We start from the raw sequence: 20,224 nt of genomic DNA, 5'->3' as shown, positions 1-20,224 counted from the left end.
TGGGGTCTCCCCATGTGAGAGTAGGGAACTGCCAGGCATCAAATAAAGCAGAAAGCTCAGTCGAAAGACTGAGCTTTCTGCGTTTTTGTCCTCCGGCGAGGGTGCCGACATGCCTCCCCCGGTGGCGCTGCGCTTACCGGGGCTACGGATCCGTAGCCCGGACAAGGTGCGCAGCACCGCCTCCGGGGAAAATCCCGCCATACCCGCACCATTATCTTCATTCAAAGCAACATAAAACCCCGTCATGGCAAACCCTTCGCCATAATCCACTTTTTCCTTGCCTCTGCGCTGGCGTTGATCGCGAAAACCGTGCTTGCGAAAAAAAATGTGAATGCAATCACATATAAAGATATAACAATTATATAACATTTAGTTTACTAACTAATTTGTCTGCGTGACGTGGTACGCCCGACAAGACAGACTGCAGTCTTTGCTGGAGCAATATAACAATGACAGAGAGTAGCATTACCGAACGGGCCGCGCCGGAGCAGGCCGATACCCGTCGTCGTATTTGGGCAATTGTTGGCGCTTCCTCGGGAAATCTGGTTGAGTGGTTTGATTTTTATGTCTACTCATTCTGCTCGCTCTATTTTGCCCATATCTTCTTTCCCTCCGGAAACACCACCACTCAACTTTTACAAACGGCAGGCGTATTCGCCGCTGGATTTCTGATGCGTCCTATCGGTGGGTGGCTGTTTGGTCGGATCGCCGACCGCCGCGGACGTAAAGCTTCCATGCTTATTTCGGTCTGTATGATGTGCTTTGGTTCACTGGTGATTGCCTGCCTGCCGGGCTACGCGGTCATCGGCACTTGGGCTCCGGCGCTGCTGCTGTTGGCCCGTCTGTTTCAGGGGCTGTCGGTCGGTGGAGAATATGGCACCAGCGCGACCTATATGAGTGAAGTGGCGATTGAAGGAAAGAAAGGCTTCTATGCCTCTTTCCAGTACGTCACGTTAATTGGCGGTCAACTGCTGGCGGTATTAGTGGTCGTGGCGCTCCAGCAGGTGCTGAGCGACGAAGATTTGCATGCCTGGGGATGGCGTATTCCTTTTGCTCTCGGGGCAGTACTGGCTATCGTCGCGCTGTGGCTGCGTCGCCAGCTGGACGAAACCTCGAAGCAGGAGACCCGGGCGCTGAAAGAGGCTGGCTCATTTAAAGGGTTGTGGCGTAATCGCCGGGCTTTCGTGATGGTGTTGGGCTTTACTGCCGCCGGATCGCTGACCTTCTATACCTTTACTACCTATATGCAAAAGTATCTGGTCAACACGGCGGGCATGACGGCCAGCACCGCCAGCGTGATCATGACCGCGGCGCTGTTCGTTTATATGCTGGTTCAACCGCTGTTCGGCGCCTTTTCGGATAAAGTTGGCCGCCGTACCTCCATGCTGTGCTTTGGCGTGCTGGCGACATTATTTACCGTGCCTATCCTGAGCGCCTTGCAAAAAGTGAGCTCACCCTATGCTGCCTTCGGCCTGGTGATCTGCGCCTTGCTGATTGTCAGTTTCTATACCTCGATCAGCGGCATCCTGAAGGCCGAGATGTTCCCGGCGCAGGTTCGCGCGCTTGGGGTAGGGCTGTCCTATGCCGTCGCGAATGCCCTGTTTGGCGGCTCGGCGGAATATGTCGCGCTGTCGCTGAAATCGGCGGGGATAGAGCACGCGTTCTACTGGTACGTGACGGTGATGGCGGCCATCGCCTTCCTGGTCTCCCTGATGCTGCATCGCAAAGGCAAAGGCCTGCGTCTTTAGCCGTTACTGGTGCGCCAGTTGCCAAACAGCGTAGCCGGTGGTCGCGCCGGCTACATCCCAGGCGAAATCCTTCCAGCTCCAGCCGCTGCCTGCCGGGCGGCTGTCCCAAAGCTCTTTTGAGGCGCCGAGGCTGACGGAAAACATCAGGCCGATAGCAGCGCTGCGGTCCCGGCTGTAACCCTGATGTTGCGCATATTCATTGCCGGCGGCAGACAGCATCGCCGAGGCCAGAAAATGCTGGGCTTTGTCCTGACCGGACCATGCATCATTTGCCATGTGGCTGCAGCCCGTTAACATCAGCGAAGCAATCACGATTATCGTACGCATAGCGCTTCCAGAAAAAAGCCCCGTCGAGGCGGGGCTGATTGTCAGAGAATACGGCTGATCAGCCGGTCAATGCGGATCCGCCGCAGTCGGCGGATCAGTTTACGCACTTTCACCGGATAGTCGGCAATACTTTGCAGATCCCGATAATGTTTCACCACCGTGGTGTGGGTGCGGATGAGCTTCAGCTCTTTCTCCCGCATGGCTCCCAGCTGCTGCTTTGGATCGTGGATCAGAATGGCATTTTCCAGATCGAGTCGCCAGGCGCGCGGGTTAAGGTTGTTGCCGGTGAGCAGCATCCACTCGTCGTCAACCCACATGCCCTTCAGGTGGTAGCTGTTATCGTCATCCTTCCACAGGCGGACGATCAGCTGATCGGTATTCACATAATACTGCAGCCGGCTGAGGAAACGCCGCAGGTTGATCTCATACAGATAAGGAAGCGCGCCGATGATTTTAAACGGCTGATCTTCCGGAATATAGAAATCGTTAGCGGTTTTATCGCCGACAATAATCTCCACCTGTTTACCGTCGCGCAGCAGCTGGATGATATTTCTTACCAGCACGGCAGGAAGGTTGAAGTAGGGGGTGCAGATCGTTAACTTGTGCTCGGCACAGGGCATCAGGTGAAAGATAGTTTTGTTCAGCAGGCTGGATTTCCCCAGGCCTACCAGCGGGGTGACGGAGAGTTCTTCGTCACCGGCGGTGCCGACAAAATGGTAGCTGCGGTCGCGCAGCTCCTGACGGTACTGGCGAATATCGTTTTTGATTTCCGGACTTTTTGGCCGATCCGGTCTGTCGAGACGATTCACGCCGCGTCCCTGAACCAGATTATTGTCGACCCAGTCGAACATGACGTCCGCCATTTTGCCGTTACGGATGCACTGATAGCGGTCATAGCGGTACTTATCATGCTGATGCAGATAAACATCGTTCAGGCTGGCGCCGCTATAGAGGACGCAGTCATCGATAATAAAGCCTTTGAAATGGAGAACGCCGAGCGCCTCCCGGGTGTTAATCGGCACGCCGTAAACGGGGATCTCTACGCCCGGATTTTCATTGGCCATCCGACAATACCAGTCAGCATTGGTGTTGGAGGCGGCGGCGCCGATACGGCCACGTTGAGCGCGGTGCCAGTCAACGAGGACGCGAACATCCAGTTGCGGACGCTGACGTTTGGCGTCATAAAGGGCCTGCAAAATTCCTTTTCCGCCATCATCTTGCTCCAGGTAGAGCGCAATAATGCATATACGCTGAGTGGCGTTGGCAATCCGGGTCAGTAACGCTTCCCTGAAATCCGCAGGGGCGTAAAAGAACTCTACATCATCAACTGACTGAGAAAGCTTAGGGAGTTGGGCAAGGTGTTGTTGATGTTTATTACGCTTAAATTTTGACAACATCACAGTGCGTTTCTTCTCTGTTTATTGAAGGGTCTTCTGTACCATGCAGACGACGTAAGCGGGCAATAATACCATTACTACCCGCTAATGTGGTCAACAATTGCGGTCAGCGTCGCGCGATTATCCCTGATTCAGGGGCAGCGACAGACTGACAATCCCATCTTCCAGCTGAATATCAACGGTGAATCCCAGCTTTCTGGCGAGGCCGATCATGCCTCGGTTATTCGGCATCGTAATCCCATTCAGCCGTTGCAGGCCATGGCTTTGCGTATAGGCGATCAGCTTTTCCAGCAGCCTTCGCCCCAGGCCTAACCCTTTCAAATCTGAACGGACCAGCACAGCAAACTCGGCATCAATATTGTCAGGGTCGGAGATCGCCCGCGTCACGCCGAGGATCTCGCTCTGTTCCGCGGTGGTCCTGACGGCGACGAACGCCATTTCTCGATCGTAGTCGATCTGGGTCATATTGGCTAAGTCGTCATGGGTAAATTCGTTGATCTCACTAAAATAGCGATAATAGAGATCTTCTTTGGTGACCTGAGCGATAAACGCGAGCAACTGCGGTTCATCTTCCGGAAGGATCGGCCGGAACAGACAGCGATCGCCATTTTTCATCACCACCCACTCCTCCAGCTGGTGCGGATAGGGACGAATAGCGAGACGGCTTTCACTGTCGCCGCTAAAGGGAGCAAGCCCCAGGGTAACGTCCAGCGCCGTAAACTCGTTGCCGGAGGCGAGCAGGGGATGAATATCCAGCCGCTGGATCTCCGGGCAGTCGACGATCAGGTTCGAGACCTGAACCAGCAGCTGGCTTAAGCCTGCGATATCCAGCGGTCGCAATGCGCTGCGGCCGCGGATCTTCTTATTTTTGATCGCCTGGATCACCAGATAACGCGCCAGGTTCATATTCAGCGGCGGCAGCGCCACAGCGGCCTGGTCCTCGGCCCGCCACTCCACGCCGCCTTCGCCCAACATAATCAACGGGCCGAAGAGGGGATCGTGCTCAACCACCACTCTCAGCTCCTGGGCGCCGGCGCGATTGGCCATACTCTGCACCAGCAGGCCATGAATGCGCGCCTGGGGCCAGGCCAGCCTGACGCGATCGATCATCGCATCCGCTGCCTGCTGTACTTCTGCCGCGGTACGCAGATACAACATGACCCCCTGTACTTCTGATTTGTGCGGAATATCCGGGGAACGCAGCTTCAACGCAACCGGATAGCCTATCTGCTCAGCGATATGCACCGCTTCCGCGCTGTCAGCGGCGATCCAGGTTGGCAGTGTGTGGATACCGTAGGCCCGGAGCACCGGGCTGACCTCGTGGGTATCCAGCGTGGTGGCGCCGTCATCTATCGCTTGCTGGAGCAGAGCATGCGCTTCGCTGGTATTGGCGGTTAACGAGTCCGGCAGCACTGGAGTCTCGCGCAGCTGTTTCTGGTTACGGCGGTACTCGACCATATGCATAAAGGCGGTGATGGTGCCCTCCGGCGTACGGTAGGTGGGAAGGCCGGCATCGCTGAACAGCCGTCGCGCCTCCTGGGAAGAGAATTCGCCGCACCAGTTGGTCAGCACGGTGACATATTTGCCACGCGGATGGTGCTTCAGGGCGTCTATCAGCGCCAGGGCGCTCTCGGTGCCCGGCGCGGCGGCGCTGGGCGAGTGGATCACCAGCAGCGCGTCGTAGTCCTGACTGTTAAGCAGAATATTCACCGCCCGCTGATAGTGTTCGCTGCTGGCGTCATCGCGTAGATCCAGTGGGTTGGCGATCTCAACGCCGCCCGGCAGCGCCTGGCGCAGGGCGTCGCGCGTCTCCTCGCTGAGGGTCGCCAGCTTACCGTTACGCAACCAAAGCTCATCCAGCGCCAGCGCCGCCGGCGCCGCGCCGTTGCTGACGATCATCAGTTTTTCACCGCGCAGCGGGCGCATATGGCTCAGGGTTTCTACGGCGGAGAACAGCTCATGGGTATCCTGGACCCGCAGCAGACCAGCACGCTGGATGGCCGCGTCCCATGCCGGATCCATCCCTGAATTGACGTGCAACAGTTTCTGCGCCGCGGGACTACGGCCGCTTTTGATCACCAGGATTGGCTTGTTTCGCGAGGCGCTGCGCGCGGCGGAGACAAACCGGCGCGCGTCGCTGAGATGCTCAAGGTAAAGCAAAATGGCGCTGGTTTTGCTGTCGCGGGCCAGAAAGTCCAACAGGTCATCGACATCTATATCCAGGCTATCGCCCAGCGCGATGAAGTAGGAAAACCCCATCTCGCGCTGTTGCGCCCAGTCAAGGATGGTGTTGGAGACGGCGGCCGACTGCGAGATAAAGGCCAGTTTACCGCGGTGGATCGCGACCGGCGAAAAGCTGGCGTTCAGGCCTTGCCACGGCGCCAGCAGCCCCAGGCTGTTTGGGCCGAGCAGGCGCATCTGATAGCGTGCAGCGCATTCGAGCAGCGCCGGATACTGTTCCGGCTGCGAAGAGAGGATGATGCAGGTCTTGCAGCCTTTCTGCCCCAGGGCTTCGAGCAACTCGAGATTACGTCGCGCGTTGGTACAAAGCACCGCCAGATCCGGCGTAAACGGCAGCTTCTCGATGGTGGGCCACGCCAGCACCCCAAGCACCGCCTTCCAGGCGGGGGTCACCGGCAGTACCGGGCCATTGAAGCCGCCGGCTAGCAGGTTGCGCATCATGAGATAGCCAGCGCGCTGCGGCTTCATTGATGCGCCAATAACGGCGATGGATTTTGGTCGCAGCAGCGCTTCCAGGCCTCGTTGGCTCATACCGGTCTCCTTTCATCCCAGTGACCGAATGATTTTAAACGTTTTCCGCCTGGCCCGCTGTGATACTGCCCTTATGCTGGGTTTTTCCCGCCAGGTAGCGGGTCCGAAAGCGGGTGAAGTGTTCGCCAAGCGCTGCGGCGGCCGGCGCATCGCCCGCCAGATCCAGCAGGGCGATAGCCACTTCCGCGGTACAATATTGTCCGTCGGCGTGCGCCTCGCGCAGATGGTAGGCTGAGATGCGCGACAGATCGACGGAGATGATCGGCAGCGCGTCCAGATAAGGGCTCTTACGGAACATTTTACGCGCTTCGGTCCAGGTGCCGTCGAGCATGATAAACAGCGGCGGTTTGCCGGACGGCGGCGCGCTCAGGACCTGGCGCTCCGGTGCGGCGTAGGAGGCGGGGAACACCACCATCGGCTGGTAATCGGGATGGGCGACCAGATCGAGCAGCCCCTGCGGCGGCTCGGTTCTCGACCATTGATAAGCCTCGGTATTCGGCAGAATATCGGCGATGAGCCGGCCGGTGTTGCTGGGCTTCATCGGCTCCGTATCAAACATCACCAGGCAGAAACGGCTGGTGGCCTGCGCCGGCGTTAACGTGGCGCACAGGCACTGCTTGAGCGGCAGCAGACAGCGCTGGCAGCGGCGGATGCGGTTGCCGCGAGCAAGGAAAGGGCGGGTGGCTCGCGCGAGACGTTCGGCGCGCAGGCGAAGGACAGCGTTATCAGTCATGGGAGTCGCTAGTGAAAAACGCTATTGTCGCAGAGGCGAAAACGGGGCACAAGCGGTGCCCCGGAAGGATTACTGCTGTCCGGCTTCGTTTAGCCAGCTATCAAATGGCGCTTTTGGCACCGCGCCATTGAGCATGTCGATCACTTCGCCATTTTTGAACATCATAATGGTCGGGATGCTGCGGATACGAAACCGTGCGCTAAGCTCACGTTCCGCTTCGGTGTTAACTTTCACAAAACGCATCTTCCCGCTACGCTCTTCCGCGACGTCTTCAAAGATCGGCGCGAAGCTGCGGCAGGGACCGCACCATGGCGCCCAGAAATCGACAACGACCGGCAGATCGTCCTTTAAGAGTTTATCCAGCGTTGCCCCGGTCGCGTTGATGACGTCGCCATCAAAAAGATCGTGACCGCAGCGTCCGCACTTTGCGCCATCCGCGCTACGATCGTCCGGGAGGCGGTTCAGAGCCTGACAACTGGCACAAACGGTATTCATAACTAACCTCTGGTTATGGGTTGCAACGTGGCACGTGGCCGATATGTTTCTGTGATGTTACATATTATCGATTAAGTGTTATTTAAGGACAATGCGTTTTGTTCGATGAGTGCAATAGAGGCCGTCTTTTAAACGAAATCATGGCGAAGCGATGACACATCGGGTAATCTGCGCGCTTCGCGCAGCGCAGGTGGAGAAAATTGATGAGCGACGAACTGAAAAATAAAAGCGGCAAGGTCAAAGTGATGTATGTCCGCAGTGATGATGATTCTGACAAACGCACCCATAACCCACGTACCGGGAAAGGGGGAGGTCGTCCAGGAAAATCTCGTGTTGACGGCCGCAGCCGCCCTGCGCGTGACGAACGAAACAGCCGCGGTGACGATCGTAAACGCGATGACCGCAAGCGTGATGAGCGCAAGCGCGATGATTTTAATCGTGACGATGCGTCCCCGTGGCGTACCGTTTCTCGCGCTCCTGGCGATGAGACGCCGGTAAAAGAGGATCACGGCGGGATCAGCGGGAAGAGCTTTATCGATCCGGAAGTACTGCGTCGCCAGCGCGCGGAAGAGACCCGCGTGTATGGTGAAAACGCCTGTCAGGCCCTGTTCCAGAGCCGCCCGGAAGCCATTGTCCGCGCCTGGTTTATCCAGAGCGTGACGCCGCGCTTTAAAGAGGCGCTGCGCTGGATGGCGGCTAACCGTAAAGCCTATCATGTGGTTGATGAAGCCGAGCTGGCGAAAGCCTCCGGGACCGATCACCACGGCGGCGTCTGCTTCCTGATCAAAAAACGCCACGGTACCTCTGTTGCCCAGTGGGTCGCGAAGGCCGCAGAAGAAGATTGCGTCCTGGCGCTGGAGGACGTGGGTAACCCGCACAACCTCGGGGCGATCATGCGCAGCTGCGCGCACTTCGGCGTGAAGGGTGTTGTGGTTCAGGATGCCGGCGTGCTGGAGTCCGGCGCGGCGATCCGTACGGCGGAAGGCGGTGCGGAACATGTTGAACCGATCACCGGCGACAGCTTCATCGATACTCTGGATCAGTTCCGTCAGGCGGGCTATGCGATTGTCTCGACCTCCAGCCATAATGGTACCCCGCTGTTTAAAGCCGAGCTGCCGAAGAAAATGGTGCTGGTGTTAGGCCAGGAGCGCGATGGCCTGTCGGATGCAGCCATCTCCAGCGCGGACCTCAGCGTCGCCATCGATGGTACCGGCAATGTCGAAAGCCTGAACGTCTCTGTGGCGACCGGCGTCCTGCTGGCGGAATGGTGGCGTCAGAACAAGGCGTAATACCTGTCCCTGAATACAAAAGCCAGCTGATGCTGGCTTTTTTTATGGCTGTCGATCACTCGCTTTCGGCGGGAAGGACCGGCATCCAGTCAATCGGCGCTTCGCCGCGATCGGCCAGCCACTGATTGGTTTGCACGAAATGGTTGCTGCCAAAGAAGCCGCGATGCGCGGAGAGCGGTGAAGGGTGCGGCGCCTTCAGTACGCAGTGGCGCTGGCGATCGATAATCGCGCCTTTCTTCTGCGCATGGGAGCCCCACAGCAGAAAGACCACCCCCTCGCAGTGCTCATTGATTAACGCGATTACCTTATCGGTAAACGTCTCCCAGCCGAGGCTGGCGTGCGAGTGCGCCTGCCCGGCGCGGACGGTCAGGACCGTATTAAGCAGGAGCACCCCCTGGCGCGCCCAGTTTTCCAGGTAACCATGGGTAGGGCGGGTAAAGCCAGGGATAGTGGCCTCCAGCTCTTTGTACATATTCAGCAGCGAGGGCGGGATAGCGACGCCGGGGCGAACCGAGAACGCCAGACCGTGGGCTTGCCCCGGGCCGTGATAGGGGTCCTGACCGAGAATGACGACTTTGACATCGCCTAGTTCGGTAAAGCGAAACGCATTAAAGACATCTTTTTGCGGTGGATAGATGGTGATCCCGGACTGGCGCTCTTCGGCGACGGTCTTCAGAGTATTGAGAAAATAGGGTTGTTGCTTTTCATCCGCCAGCACGTCATGCCAGGTTAAAGGGGTGGTCATCTTGCTCTCCTGCAAAGGGTCATTGCTATAGCTTAACGGCTTCTTTCTACAGAACAAAATCGGCACGGCTTGACGCGGGCCTTTATGCAAAAAAAATTGAAAATTTACAAAATTATTTATAGCGGCTAATGGCGTAACTTGATGTAAAACAATAAAATCCTTGCATACCCACTTAGAGTGAGTGGTTTTTGTTGATTTACATCAAAGAATGCCGAGGGTGCGGCTGATATATATACACTCATACAACAATGGTTTTACCAATTGGCCGCGAAGAGGCCAAAATCGAATAAACACTGCCTGGGAGGCATCAAATGATTACTGGTATCCAAATTACTAAAGCGGCAAACGACGACCTGCTGAACTCTTTCTGGCTGCTGGATAGCGAAAAAGGCGAAGCGCGTTGCCTGTGCGCCAAAGGTGGTTTTGCGGAAGATGACGTGGTGGCGGTCAGCAAACTGGGTGAAATCGAATACCGTGAAATCCCGGTAGACGTGAAACCAGAAGTTCGCGTGGAAGGCGGTCAGCACCTGAACGTTAACGTGCTGCGTCGCGAAACCCTGCTGGACGCGGTTGAGCATCCGGAAAAATACCCGCAGCTGACCATTCGTGTTTCCGGCTACGCGGTACGCTTCAACTCCCTGACTCCGGAACAGCAGCGCGACGTTATCGCTCGTACCTTTACCGAAAGCCTGTAAGGCTAACGCCAGATGTGAAAACGCCGGGATATCCCGGCGTTTTTTTTACTCTTCGCTCGACGCTGATGGCGTCCCGGTCGCGCTTGGCTTCCGGCGCTTACCGATATTTTTCGTATCGCGGTGGCGCTTCTTCACCCGCGGCTTCTCTTTTTCTTTCTCTTTTTTCTCGGCGCGTTTCGCCAGCACTTTCTTCGATGGTTTACCGGTCAACTTCTCGCTTGGCGCGCGGGTTTTGGGTCGCAATTCATCAATCACGCGAGCTTTCAGCGGTTCTTCAACGTAGCGGCCGATCTTGCCCAGCAGCAGGTGATCGTGCGCTTCAACCAGCGAAATCGCGGTGCCTTTCTTACCTGCACGGCCGGTACGACCGATACGGTGCAGATAGATGTCGGCGGTGCGCGGCATATCGAAGTTAAAGACGTGGCTGACGTCCGGAATATCGATACCGCGGGCGGCGACGTCGGTGGCGATCAGCACGTTTACGCGGCCGTCGGTCAGACGCTTAATGGCTTCGTTACGCTTGGCCTGCACCATCTCGCCTTCCAGCCAGCAGGTGTTAATCCCCGCTTCACGCAGCCAGTTGGCCAGCTCATGCACGCGCTCGCGCTTGCGCACAAAGACGATAGCGCGGGTAGCTTCCGGCTGTTGCAGCAGATTCACCAGCAGCCTGGTCTTATGTTCGATATCGTCCGCGCGATAGTACCATTGATGGATTTTCTTACGCTCGCGAGTCGACGGGGTAGCGGAAACTTCAACCGGCTCTTCCAGCAGGCGCTCAGCGAAGTCTTTGATCGCATCGCCTTCCAGCGTCGCGGAGAACAGCATGGTCTGCTTGCGCCAGCGGGTTTCACCGGCGATGGTTTCGATATCCTGCGCAAAGCCCATGTCCAGCATACGGTCGGCTTCATCGAGGATCAGGGTCTCGACGGCGCGGCAGTCGAAGTTCTCTTCTTTTATATACTGCAGCAGGCGACCAGTGGTGGCGACCACGATGTCCTGGTTTTCGCTGAACACTTCCGCGTGGTTCATGTAGGCTACGCCGCCGGTAATGGTGGCGATATCCAGATGGGTATGCTTCGCCAGCTCGCGGGCGTGGTCAGCCACCTGCATCGCCAGCTCACGGGTCGGCGTCAGGATAAGAATACGCGGCGGGCCGGATTTCTTACGCGGGAAATCGAGCAGGTGCTGCAACGCTGGCAGCAGATACGCCGCCGTTTTACCGGTGCCGGTCGGCGCTGAACCGAGAATGTCACGGCCATCGAGCGCAGGCGGAATAGCGGCGGCCTGAATGGCTGTCGGGCGAGTGAAACCTTTATCCTGGAGGGCTTCCAGCAGGTTTTCATCGAGTTCAAGTTCGGAAAAAGTCGTTACAGTCATGTTCTACCTCTGAGTGGGCCGCCGATTATAGACGTTACTGACGTAATGTTCATCTGTTTGTAAGGCTATCTGTTCTCCGGTATTGTGCATAGCCTTACGTTCAGGAGTTTTTTGTCGGCAAGGTTATTGAGGATGTCTCAGTCGAAGTTTGCGCTGCCGCGCAATGGTTTTACCTTCAAACAGTTTTTTGTCGCCCACGATCGTTGCGCGATGAAGGTGGGTACCGACGGCATTTTGCTCGGCGCCTGGGCGCCGATTGCCGGGGTGAAACATGTGCTGGATATTGGCGCCGGCAGCGGCCTGCTGGCGCTAATGCTCGCGCAGCGTACCGGCGATGATGTGCGTGTCGATGCGGTCGAACTGGATGAGGAGGCCGCCGCCCAGGCGCAGGAAAATGCCCTTGCGTCGCCATGGGCTTCGCGGGTTGAGGTCTGTCAGGCCGATATTCATCAGTGGCAGCCGCCGCAGACCCGACGCTATCAACTGATAATCAGTAACCCGCCCTTTTTTGCGGAAGGGGTGCCTTGCGCCACCTCGCAGCGGGAGCAGGCGCGGTATACCACGACGCTCGATCACGCTTCTCTGCTGACCTGTGCCGCTGAGCATATCACCGAAGAAGGCTTTTTTTGCGTGGTGCTGCCGGTAGATATCGGAAATGCGTTTATCGAACGGGCAACCGCGATGGGCTGGCACCTGCGACTGCGCACTGACGTGGCGGAGACCGAGATGCGGCCGCCGCATCGGGTGCTGCTGGCTTTCTCCCCGACGGCGGGGGAGTGTTTCAGCGACAGGCTGGCGATCCGCGGGCCAGAGCAGCAGTATTCAGAAGGCTTTACCGCTCTGACCGAGGATTTTTATCTCTTTATGTGAGCCAGGGGCGACAATATCGACGGACCGCTGTTCGGCAGCGGCTGCGGATAGTCGAGGGTGTAATGCAGTCCCCGGCTCTCTTTGCGCAACATCGCGCAGCGTACGATAAGTTCCGCCACCTGCACCAGATTGCGCAGCTCCAGCAGATTATTCGAGACGCGGAAGCGGGCGTAATACTCATCCAGCTCCTGCTGCAGCATGGTAATGCGCCGCAGGGCGCGCTCCAGCCTGCGGGTGGTGCGCACAATCCCCACGTAATCCCACATCAGCAGGCGCAGCTCGTGCCAGTTATGTTGGATAACCACCAGTTCATCCGGGATCTCCACCTGACTTTCATCCCACGCCGGCAGGGTGCTGACCTTCTGGGCCAGCGGCAGGCGACGGGCAATATCTTCTGCGGCGGACCAGCCGTAAACCAGACACTCCAGCAGCGAGTTCGAGGCCATACGGTTCGCGCCGTGCAGCCCGGTATAGCTGACTTCGCCGATGGCGTATAACCCATCGACGTCGGTGCGGCCATTATCATCCACCATCACGCCGCCGCAGGTGTAATGCGCGGCAGGGACGACCGGCACCGGATCTTTGGTTAAATCAATTCCCAGACCGAGCAGCTTTTCGTAAATCATCGGGAAGTGCTGGCGAACAAACGCCTCGGGTTTATGGCTGATATCAAGGAACATACAGTCAACGCCAAGGCGCTTCATCTCATGATCGATGGCGCGGGCGACGATATCGCGTGGGGCCAACTCGCCGCGTTCGTCAAAGTCCGGCATAAAGCGGGTGCCGTCCGGGCGTTTAAGGTGGGCGCCTTCGCCGCGCAGCGCTTCGGTCAGCAGGAAATTGCGCGCCTGCGGATGATACAGCGCGGTGGGGTGAAACTGGTTGAATTCCAGATTCGCCACCCGGCAGCCCGCCCGCCAGGCCATCGCGATACCGTCTCCGGAAGAGACGTCGGGGTTAGTGGTGTATTGATAAACCTTGGCGGCTCCGCCGGTGGCGAGCACCACCGCCTTCGCGCTGCAGGTTTCCACGCGCTCTTTATTGCGGTTCCAGATCCATGCCCCGACCACCCGGCGCGTGCCCGGCAGGCCAATCTTATCCGATACGATCAAGTCGACGGCATTGCTGCGCTCAAGGATGCGGATATTGGGATGGGCGAGGGCTTTATCGACCAGCGTCGTCTCCACCGCTTTGCCGGTAGCGTCGGCGGCGTGAAGAATGCGCCGATGGCTGTGGCCCCCTTCGCGCGTGAGATGATAGCTCTCTTCGCCATTGGCCTGGACCTGGGTATCAAACAATACGCCCTGATCGATAAGCCACTGGACGCATGGCCTGGCGTTGCTGGCGACGAAGGTGACCGCATGGCGATCGCATAACCCTGCGCCGGCGATCAGGGTATCTTCGACATGGGATTCAATACTGTCGGTCTCGTCGAAGACGGCGGCAATCCCGCCCTGCGCATAGAACGTCGAACCTTCGCTGATCGGCCCTTTGCTCAACACCGTCACCGAACTGTGCTCTGCCAGGCGCAGCGCAAGAGAGAGGCCGGCAGCGCCGCTGCCGATAATCAACACATCACAAGAGAAGTCAGGAGTGGTATTCATCGTCTTTGTTTAATTTACTAAACACATTTAGCTCACAATAGCACCAGCTCGTGAGGAATCGTACAATTTTTTTTAACTGGCGTTGTGACGGCTAAACAGCAGGCGAGCGGAAACGGTCTGGAGCACGGCGAAAATGAGACGCGTGGCAGGTTGATAGCATTGGATTTTATAGTGAAATAAACGCCGTGTTACGATACCCTTCAGACGGGCCTGCGCTTTTTCTTATTGACTAACCTATCGTTTAGCAACCTGGGCATATAATGATTGATAACGATCTGCCGCCGTTGCCAGACAAAAAACAAAAGCGTAACGGAACTTTATTGTTTTCATACACTCCAAGAGTCAGCTTGCTCATAATGCAGATTTTGGGTGGTGTTTTGAAGACGCATGGGAATTGGGTTTGGGGAGACATTACCTCGGATGAGCGAGCAGTTAACGGATCAGGTCCTTGTTGAACGGGTCCAGAAAGGAGATCAGAAAGCGTTTAATTTGCTGGTAGTGCGCTATCAGCATAAGGTCGCGAGCCTGGTTTCCCGCTATGTACCGCCGGGCGATATCGCTGACGTCGTTCAGGAATCGTTCGTTAAGGCATGGCGTGCGCTGGACTCTTTCCGGGGAGATAGCGCTTTTTACACCTGGTTATACCGTATCGCCGTCAATACGGCGAAGAATTATCTGGTTGCTCAGGGACGCCGTCCGCCGTCCAGCGATGTTGACGCCAACGAGGCGGAAAACTTCGAAAGCGGCGGGGCGTTGAAAGAAATTTCGAACCCTGAGAACTTAATGTTGTCAGAAGAACTGAGACAAATAGTTTTTCGTACCATTGAATCGCTTCCGGAAGATTTACGCATGGCAATTACGTTACGGGAGCTGGATGGCCTAAGCTATGAAGAGATAGCCGCTATCATGGATTGTCCGGTTGGGACGGTGCGTTCGCGTATCTTCCGGGCGCGAGAAGCTATTGATAATAAAGTTCAACCGCTTATCAGGCGTTGACGATAGCGGAATACTGGAAAAGGGTATCAGGCATGCAGAAAGAAAAACTTTCGGCTTTAATGGATGGTGAAACGCTGGATAACGAACTGCTCAACGAGCTGAGTCGTTCTTCTGAGATGCAAAAAACCTGGGAGAGTTATCACCTTATCCGCGATACGCTGCGTGGCGATACCGCAGAGGTGCTGCAATTTGATATCTCCGCCCGGGTGATGGCCGCCATTGAAAATGAGCCCGTTCGTCAGACGGCGCCGCTTATTCCTGAATCTCAGCCCGCACCGCACCAGTGGCGGCAGATGCCGTTCTGGAACAAAGTGCGTCCGTGGGCCAGCTCACTGACCCAGATGGGCGTTGCCGCCTGCGTATCGCTTGCGGTTATCGTCGGCGTCCAGCACTATAATGGGCAGTCTGATGCCGCTCAGCAGCCAGAGGCGCCGGTGTTCAATACGCTGCCGATGATGGGTAAAGCGAGCCCGGTAAGCCTTGGCGTACCGGCTGACGTATCAGCAGGTAGCGGCCAGCAGGCTCAGGTCCAGGAACAGCGTCGGCGGATTAACGCCATGCTGCAGGACTACGAACTGCAGCGCCGCCTGCACGCTGAGCAGCTTCAGTTTGGCCAGGCCCAGACTCAGCAGGCCGCAGTCCAGGTGCCGGGTTATCAAACTTTAGGAACGCAATCGCAGTAATGAAGCAACTTTGGTGTGCCATGTCGCTCATGGCAGGCAGTCTGTTGTTCTCTGTCAACGCCTCGGCTGATACATCGTCCGGGGCGTTGTTGCAGCAGATGAACCTGGCCAGCCAGTCCCTCAATTATGAGCTGTCTTTCGTCAGCATCAGCAAACAAGGCGTTGAGTCGCTGCGCTATCGTCACGCGCGACTGAACAATCAACCGCTGGCGCAGCTTCTGCAGCTGGACGGTCCGCGCCGGGAAGTGGTCCTGCGCGGTACGGAAATCAGCTATTTTGAACCCGGCCTCGATCCGTTCACCCTGAACGGCGACTATATCGTCGATTCGCTGCCGTCGTTGGTTTACAGCGATTTCAAACGTCTCAGCGCAGCCTATGATTTTATCTCCGTGGGCCGTACCCGTATCGCCGACCGCCTCTGCGACGTGATCCGCGTCGTGGCTCGCGACGGCACGCGCTATAGCTTTATCGCCTGGCTGGACGCTGAGACCAAGCTGCCGCTGCGCGTCGATTTGCTCGACCGCGACGGTGAAACGCTGGAGCAGTTCCGGGTCGTCTCTTTCAACGTTGGCGATAACGTCAGCGCCAGCATGGAGACGCTGGCGAAAGCGAATTTGCCGCCGCAGCTGTCGGTGCCTGAAGGGGGCGACAAAGCCAACTTCAACTGGGCGCCTACGTGGCTCCCTCAGGGCATGACTGAGGTCTCCAGCAGCCAGCGTCGTCTGCCCACCTTTGATGGTCCGGTAGAATCACGTCTCTATTCCGACGGCTTGTTCAGCTTCTCGATCAATATCAACCGCGCCACCGCGGCCAGCAGCGACCAGCTGTTGCGCACCGGCCGACGCACCGTCAGCACGACGGTACGCGATAACGCGGAGATCACCGTGGTGGGCGAACTGCCGCCGCAGACGGCGAAGCGTATCTCAGACAGCATTAAATTCAAGGCAGTACAATGATTAAAGAGTGGGCCACCGTGGTTTCCTGGCATAACGGCGTGGCGCAGGTGCACTGCGACGTTAAAGCCTCCTGCAGCAGTTGCGCCTCCCGCGCCGGCTGCGGCAGCCGGGTATTAAACAAGCTGGGGCCGCAGACCAGCCATACCATCAGCGTGCCCTGCGAGCAGCCGTTGACGGCGGGGCAGAAAGTGGAGCTGGGGATCGCCGAGAGCAGTCTGCTGGGTTCGGCGCTGTTGGTCTACATGGCGCCGCTGGTGGGTCTGTTTGTGATGGCGTCGATTTTCCAGGTGCTGTTTGCCAGCGATATCGCTTCGCTGTGCGGCGCGCTGCTGGGCGGCGTCGGCGGGTTTCTGGTGGCGCGCGGTCTGTCGCCGCAGCTGGCAGCGCGCCAGTCGTGGCAGCCGGTGATTCTGAGCGTCGCGTTGCCACCGGATCTGGTGCGTATCGATACGCCTTCCTCCGACATGGGTCAGTGATTTCACTGGCCCTTATCTTTATTTACCCTTCCTGTTACAACGCCACAATTTCTGCGGTTATGCTGGATCTAACAGCATTTCCTGGTTTCAAGGATGTAGTGTAGAATGCGGCGTTTTCGGATTAAAAAACGTCAGGCACAGTACAGCGGCCTCATGATACTCGTAAGGCATAATTAACTCTAAATATGAAGAATATACGTAACTTTTCGATCATCGCTCACATCGACCACGGTAAGTCGACGCTGTCTGACCGTATCATCCAGATTTGCGGTGGCCTTTCTGATCGTGAAATGGAAGCCCAGGTTCTGGACTCCATGGATCTTGAGCGCGAACGCGGGATCACCATCAAGGCGCAGAGCGTCACCCTGGACTATAAGGCCAACGACGGTGAGACCTATCAGCTGAACTTTATCGACACCCCGGGCCACGTGGACTTCTCTTATGAAGTTTCCCGTTCCCTCGCCGCGTGCGAAGGCGCGCTGCTGGTGGTTGACGCCGGGCAGGGCGTAGAAGCCCAGACCCTGGCCAACTGCTACACCGCGATGGAGATGGACCTGGAGGTCGTTCCGGTACTCAACAAGATCGACCTGCCTGCGGCCGACCCTGAGCGCGTAGCGGACGAGATTGAAGATATCGTCGGGATCGACGCCCACGACGCGGTGCGCTGCTCGGCGAAAACCGGCGTCGGCGTGACCGAGGTGCTGGAGCGTCTGGTGCGCGATATTCCGCCGCCGGAAGGCGATCCGGACGCGCCGCTGCAGGCGCTGATTATCGACTCCTGGTTCGATAACTACCTCGGCGTGGTGTCGCTGGTACGAATTAAAAACGGCACCATGCGCAAGGGCGACAAGATCAAGGTCATGAGCACCGGCCAGGTCTATAACGCCGACCGTCTGGGCATCTTCACGCCGAAACAGGTTGACCGTACCGAGCTGAAATGCGGCGAGGTAGGTTGGCTGGTCTGCGCGATCAAAGACATCCTTGGCGCGCCGGTGGGCGATACCCTGACCGCCGCCCGCAACCCGGCAGACAAAGCGCTGCCTGGCTTTAAGAAGGTGAAACCGCAGGTGTATGCCGGCCTGTTCCCGGTAAGCTCCGATGATTATGAAGCTTTCCGCGACGCGCTGGGCAAACTGAGCCTCAACGACGCCTCTCTGTTCTACGAGCCGGAAAGTTCTACCGCGCTGGGCTTCGGCTTCCGCTGCGGCTTCCTCGGCCTGCTGCACATGGAGATCATTCAGGAGCGTCTGGAGCGTGAATACGATCTTGACCTGATCACCACCGCGCCGACGGTAGTTTACGAAGTGGAGACCACCTCCAAAGAAGTTATCTACGTCGACAGCCCGTCCAAGCTGCCGCCGCTGAATAATATTCAGGAGCTGCGTGAGCCGATCGCCGAGTGTCACATGCTGCTGCCGCAGGAGTTCCTCGGCAACGTGATCACCCTGTGCGTGGAGAAACGTGGCGTGCAGACCAACATGGTTTACCACGGTAAACAGGTGGCGCTGACCTACGAAATCCCGATGGCGGAAGTGGTGCTCGACTTCTTCGACCGTCTGAAGTCTACCTCCCGCGGCTATGCGTCGCTGGACTACAACTTCAAACGCTTCCAGGCGTCGAACATGGTACGCGTCGATGTGCTGATCAACGGCGAGCGCGTCGATGCGCTGGCGCTGATCACCCACAACGATAACGCGCCGTATCGCGGCCGCGAGCTGGTGGAAAAGATGAAAGATCTTATTCCGCGTCAGCAGTTCGACATCGCGATTCAGGCGGCCATCGGCAACCACATCATCGCGCGCTCTACCGTGAAACAGCTGCGTAAAAACGTGCTGGCGAAATGCTACGGCGGTGACGTCAGCCGTAAGAAAAAGCTGCTGCAGAAGCAGAAAGAAGGTAAGAAGCGTATGAAGCAGGTCGGTAACGTTGAACTGCCGCAGGAAGCGTTCCTCGCCATTCTGCACGTTGGTAAAGACGGCAAATAACCCTAAGGAGTTGGCATGGCGAACATGTTTGCCCTGATCCTGGTGATTGCAACCCTGGTGACGGGCGTTTTATGGTGCCTGGACAAGTTCATTTTTGCACCGAAACGTCGTGAGCGTCAGGCCGCTGCTCAGGCAGCGACCGGCGAGCAGCTGGACAAAAAGACGTTGAAGAAAGTCGGCCCGAAACCGGGCTGGCTGGAAACCGGCGCATCGGTTTTCCCGGTGCTGGCGATCGTTCTGGTGGTACGTTCATTCATTTATGAGCCGTTCCAGATCCCGTCAGGTTCGATGATGCCGACTCTGCTGATTGGCGATTTCATCCTGGTGGAGAAATTTGCCTACGGCATTAAAGATCCTATCTACCAGAAAACGCTGATCGAGACGGGTCATCCGAAGCGCGGCGACATCGTGGTGTTTAAATATCCGGAAGACCCGCGCCTGGACTACATCAAGCGCGCGGTGGGGCTCCCGGGGGATAAAGTCACCTACGATCCGATTGCCAAGCAGGTCACTATTCAGCCGGGCTGCAGCTCCGGACAGGCCTGCGGCAACGCGCTGCCGGTGACTTACTCCAACGTGGAGCCGAGCGATTTCGTTCAGACCTTCTCCCGCAGCAACGGCGGCGAAGCGAGCAGCGGTTTCTGGCAGCTGCCGAAGGGCGAAACGAAAGCCGACGGCATTCGCCTCACCGAGCGTCAGGAGACGCTGGGCGACGTCACGCATCGTATTCTGATGGTGCCGATTGCTCAGGATCAGGCTGGCATGTATTACCATCAGAGCGGTCTGCCGCTGGCCACCTGGATTGTGCCGCCGGGTCAGTACTTCATGATGGGCGACAACCGGGATAACAGCGCCGACAGCCGTTACTGGGGCTTTGTGCCGGAAGCAAACCTGGTCGGGAAGGCCACCGCTATCTGGATGAGTTTTGAAAAGCAGGAAGGTGAATGGCCGACCGGCGTGCGGTTATCGCGCATTGGTGGAATTCATTAATTTCATCTGCTGAATTCACGCCGCTGCTGTTATCGCAGCGGCGCGAATTATTTAGTATTTAAATCCATTCAAACTAACGACATCCC

General features: G+C 57.3%; 18 protein-coding genes and 1 pseudogene. 10 read left to right on the top strand and 9 right to left on the bottom strand.

Annotated elements, in window-relative coordinates:
- Positions 1-270 (bottom strand): annotated as a pseudogene (locus QLG03_RS10340) (hypothetical protein); the annotation flags it as partial.
- 179 nt (positions 271-449) lie between these two features.
- Between QLG03_RS10340 and QLG03_RS10335 the strand changes: the two are divergent.
- Positions 450-1,748 carry an MFS transporter gene (locus QLG03_RS10335; RefSeq protein WP_023290679.1) on the top strand — a complete coding sequence of 433 codons (1,299 nt, stop codon included), beginning with the start codon at positions 450-452 and terminating at the stop codon, positions 1,746-1,748.
- A gap of 3 nt (positions 1,749-1,751) precedes the next feature.
- On the opposite strand, the gene QLG03_RS10330 is transcribed toward QLG03_RS10335, so the two are convergent.
- From QLG03_RS10330 to trxC, 5 genes are all read right to left on the bottom strand, one after another.
- Positions 1,752-2,075 (bottom strand): YfiM family lipoprotein, encoded by a 324-nt coding sequence (locus QLG03_RS10330; RefSeq protein ID WP_004201811.1) that lies wholly within the window; start codon positions 2,073-2,075, stop codon positions 1,752-1,754.
- A 41-nt stretch (positions 2,076-2,116) separates the two neighbouring features.
- Positions 2,117-3,472, bottom strand: coding sequence for a CDP-diacylglycerol--serine O-phosphatidyltransferase (pssA, locus tag QLG03_RS10325; RefSeq protein ID WP_023290677.1), 1,356 nt, complete (start codon positions 3,470-3,472; stop codon positions 2,117-2,119).
- Positions 3,473-3,592: 120 nt separating this feature from the next.
- The gene (pat, locus tag QLG03_RS10320; protein ID WP_049013875.1) at positions 3,593-6,244 is read right to left on the bottom strand and encodes a protein lysine acetyltransferase; all 2,652 of its coding nucleotides are present in this window, start codon (positions 6,242-6,244) and stop codon (positions 3,593-3,595) included.
- 34 nt (positions 6,245-6,278) lie between these two features.
- A complete protein-coding gene (gene tapT / locus QLG03_RS10315; protein WP_044524370.1) occupies positions 6,279-6,977 on the bottom strand; it encodes a tRNA-uridine aminocarboxypropyltransferase in 699 nt (232 codons plus the stop codon).
- A 69-nt stretch (positions 6,978-7,046) separates the two neighbouring features.
- The gene (gene trxC / locus QLG03_RS10310) at positions 7,047-7,472 is read right to left on the bottom strand and encodes a thioredoxin TrxC (RefSeq protein ID WP_002914091.1); all 426 of its coding nucleotides are present in this window, start codon (positions 7,470-7,472) and stop codon (positions 7,047-7,049) included.
- Positions 7,473-7,675: 203 nt separating this feature from the next.
- On the opposite strand from trxC, the gene QLG03_RS10305 reads away from it, so the two are divergent.
- Positions 7,676-8,761 carry a tRNA/rRNA methyltransferase gene (locus QLG03_RS10305; protein WP_023290674.1) on the top strand — a complete coding sequence of 362 codons (1,086 nt, stop codon included), beginning with the start codon at positions 7,676-7,678 and terminating at the stop codon, positions 8,759-8,761.
- A gap of 55 nt (positions 8,762-8,816) precedes the next feature.
- Here QLG03_RS10305 and ung read toward each other — a convergent pair whose 3' ends face one another.
- On the bottom strand, positions 8,817-9,506 hold the full coding sequence (ung, locus tag QLG03_RS10300; RefSeq protein WP_255988903.1) for a uracil-DNA glycosylase: 690 nt from the start codon (positions 9,504-9,506) through the stop codon (positions 8,817-8,819).
- Positions 9,507-9,817: 311 nt separating this feature from the next.
- Between ung and grcA the strand changes: the two genes are divergently transcribed.
- A complete protein-coding gene (grcA, locus tag QLG03_RS10295; protein ID WP_002914084.1) occupies positions 9,818-10,201 on the top strand; it encodes an autonomous glycyl radical cofactor GrcA in 384 nt (127 codons plus the stop codon).
- A gap of 45 nt (positions 10,202-10,246) precedes the next feature.
- Here the strand turns inward: grcA and srmB are convergent, their stop codons facing one another.
- Positions 10,247-11,578, bottom strand: coding sequence for an ATP-dependent RNA helicase SrmB (gene srmB, locus QLG03_RS10290; protein ID WP_032453738.1), 1,332 nt, complete (start codon positions 11,576-11,578; stop codon positions 10,247-10,249).
- Positions 11,579-11,710: 132 nt separating this feature from the next.
- On the opposite strand from srmB, the gene QLG03_RS10285 reads away from it, so the two are divergent.
- Positions 11,711-12,448 carry a tRNA1(Val) (adenine(37)-N6)-methyltransferase gene (locus QLG03_RS10285; protein ID WP_048298029.1) on the top strand — a complete coding sequence of 246 codons (738 nt, stop codon included), beginning with the start codon at positions 11,711-11,713 and terminating at the stop codon, positions 12,446-12,448.
- On the opposite strand, the gene nadB is transcribed toward QLG03_RS10285, so the two are convergent.
- Positions 12,433-14,052 (bottom strand): L-aspartate oxidase, encoded by a 1,620-nt coding sequence (gene nadB / locus QLG03_RS10280; RefSeq protein WP_023290670.1) that lies wholly within the window; start codon positions 14,050-14,052, stop codon positions 12,433-12,435. The two genes, QLG03_RS10285 and nadB, sit on opposite strands and share 16 nt — an antisense overlap.
- 420 nt (positions 14,053-14,472) lie before the next feature.
- On the opposite strand from nadB, the gene rpoE reads away from it, so the two are divergent.
- The 6 genes from rpoE to lepB all read left to right on the top strand — a co-directional run bounded on the left by rpoE (position 14,473) and on the right by lepB (position 20,138).
- Positions 14,473-15,048, top strand: a complete 576-nt coding sequence (rpoE, locus tag QLG03_RS10275) for an RNA polymerase sigma factor RpoE (RefSeq protein ID WP_002914074.1) — start codon at positions 14,473-14,475, stop codon at positions 15,046-15,048.
- 32 nt (positions 15,049-15,080) lie between these two features.
- Entirely contained in the window at positions 15,081-15,731 is a 651-nt protein-coding gene (rseA, locus tag QLG03_RS10270) for an anti-sigma-E factor RseA (protein WP_032453736.1), read from the top strand.
- Complete coding sequence (rseB, locus tag QLG03_RS10265) at positions 15,731-16,687, top strand: sigma-E factor regulatory protein RseB (protein WP_004201821.1); 957 nt, start codon at positions 15,731-15,733, stop codon at positions 16,685-16,687. Before rseA ends, rseB begins: the two co-directional genes overlap by 1 nt.
- A complete protein-coding gene (rseC, locus tag QLG03_RS10260) occupies positions 16,684-17,163 on the top strand; it encodes a SoxR-reducing system protein RseC (protein ID WP_232712145.1) in 480 nt (159 codons plus the stop codon). The genes rseB and rseC overlap by 4 nt, the downstream gene beginning before the upstream one ends.
- Before the next feature lie 185 nt (positions 17,164-17,348).
- Entirely contained in the window at positions 17,349-19,148 is a 1,800-nt protein-coding gene (lepA, locus tag QLG03_RS10255; RefSeq protein WP_023290668.1) for a translation elongation factor 4, read from the top strand.
- A 15-nt stretch (positions 19,149-19,163) separates the two neighbouring features.
- On the top strand, positions 19,164-20,138 hold the full coding sequence (gene lepB, locus QLG03_RS10250; RefSeq protein ID WP_004201827.1) for a signal peptidase I: 975 nt from the start codon (positions 19,164-19,166) through the stop codon (positions 20,136-20,138).
- The last annotated feature ends 86 nt before the right edge of the window (positions 20,139-20,224 follow it).

The organism is Klebsiella sp. V115_8 (genome assembly GCF_029967715.1).
GTDB lineage: Bacteria > Pseudomonadota > Gammaproteobacteria > Enterobacterales > Enterobacteriaceae > Klebsiella > Klebsiella quasipneumoniae.
Note: the sequence above shows the minus strand (reverse complement) of the source record. Positions and strands in the feature narration are given on the sequence as shown.

What these genes read in the sequence shown, in the direction of transcription:
- tapT (WP_044524370.1), bottom strand. Translation starts at nt 6,977, where the DNA reads ATGACTGATAACGCTGTCCTTCGCCTGCGCGCCGAACGTCTCGCGCGA.
- grcA (WP_002914084.1), top strand. Translation starts at nt 9,818, where the DNA reads ATGATTACTGGTATCCAAATTACTAAAGCGGCAAACGACGACCTGCTG.
- QLG03_RS10330 (WP_004201811.1), bottom strand. Translation starts at nt 2,075, where the DNA reads ATGCGTACGATAATCGTGATTGCTTCGCTGATGTTAACGGGCTGCAGC.
- QLG03_RS10335 (WP_023290679.1), top strand. Translation starts at nt 450, where the DNA reads ATGACAGAGAGTAGCATTACCGAACGGGCCGCGCCGGAGCAGGCCGAT.
- pssA (WP_023290677.1), bottom strand. Translation starts at nt 3,472, where the DNA reads ATGTTGTCAAAATTTAAGCGTAATAAACATCAACAACACCTTGCCCAA.
- QLG03_RS10305 (WP_023290674.1), top strand. Translation starts at nt 7,676, where the DNA reads ATGAGCGACGAACTGAAAAATAAAAGCGGCAAGGTCAAAGTGATGTAT.
- ung (WP_255988903.1), bottom strand. Translation starts at nt 9,506, where the DNA reads ATGACCACCCCTTTAACCTGGCATGACGTGCTGGCGGATGAAAAGCAA.
- lepB (WP_004201827.1), top strand. Translation starts at nt 19,164, where the DNA reads ATGGCGAACATGTTTGCCCTGATCCTGGTGATTGCAACCCTGGTGACG.
- lepA (WP_023290668.1), top strand. Translation starts at nt 17,349, where the DNA reads ATGAAGAATATACGTAACTTTTCGATCATCGCTCACATCGACCACGGT.
- rseA (WP_032453736.1), top strand. Translation starts at nt 15,081, where the DNA reads ATGCAGAAAGAAAAACTTTCGGCTTTAATGGATGGTGAAACGCTGGAT.
- pat (WP_049013875.1), bottom strand. Translation starts at nt 6,244, where the DNA reads ATGAGCCAACGAGGCCTGGAAGCGCTGCTGCGACCAAAATCCATCGCC.
- QLG03_RS10285 (WP_048298029.1), top strand. Translation starts at nt 11,711, where the DNA reads ATGTCTCAGTCGAAGTTTGCGCTGCCGCGCAATGGTTTTACCTTCAAA.
- rseC (WP_232712145.1), top strand. Translation starts at nt 16,684, where the DNA reads ATGATTAAAGAGTGGGCCACCGTGGTTTCCTGGCATAACGGCGTGGCG.
- rpoE (WP_002914074.1), top strand. Translation starts at nt 14,473, where the DNA reads ATGAGCGAGCAGTTAACGGATCAGGTCCTTGTTGAACGGGTCCAGAAA.
- nadB (WP_023290670.1), bottom strand. Translation starts at nt 14,052, where the DNA reads ATGAATACCACTCCTGACTTCTCTTGTGATGTGTTGATTATCGGCAGC.
- srmB (WP_032453738.1), bottom strand. Translation starts at nt 11,578, where the DNA reads ATGACTGTAACGACTTTTTCCGAACTTGAACTCGATGAAAACCTGCTG.
- trxC (WP_002914091.1), bottom strand. Translation starts at nt 7,472, where the DNA reads ATGAATACCGTTTGTGCCAGTTGTCAGGCTCTGAACCGCCTCCCGGAC.
- rseB (WP_004201821.1), top strand. Translation starts at nt 15,731, where the DNA reads ATGAAGCAACTTTGGTGTGCCATGTCGCTCATGGCAGGCAGTCTGTTG.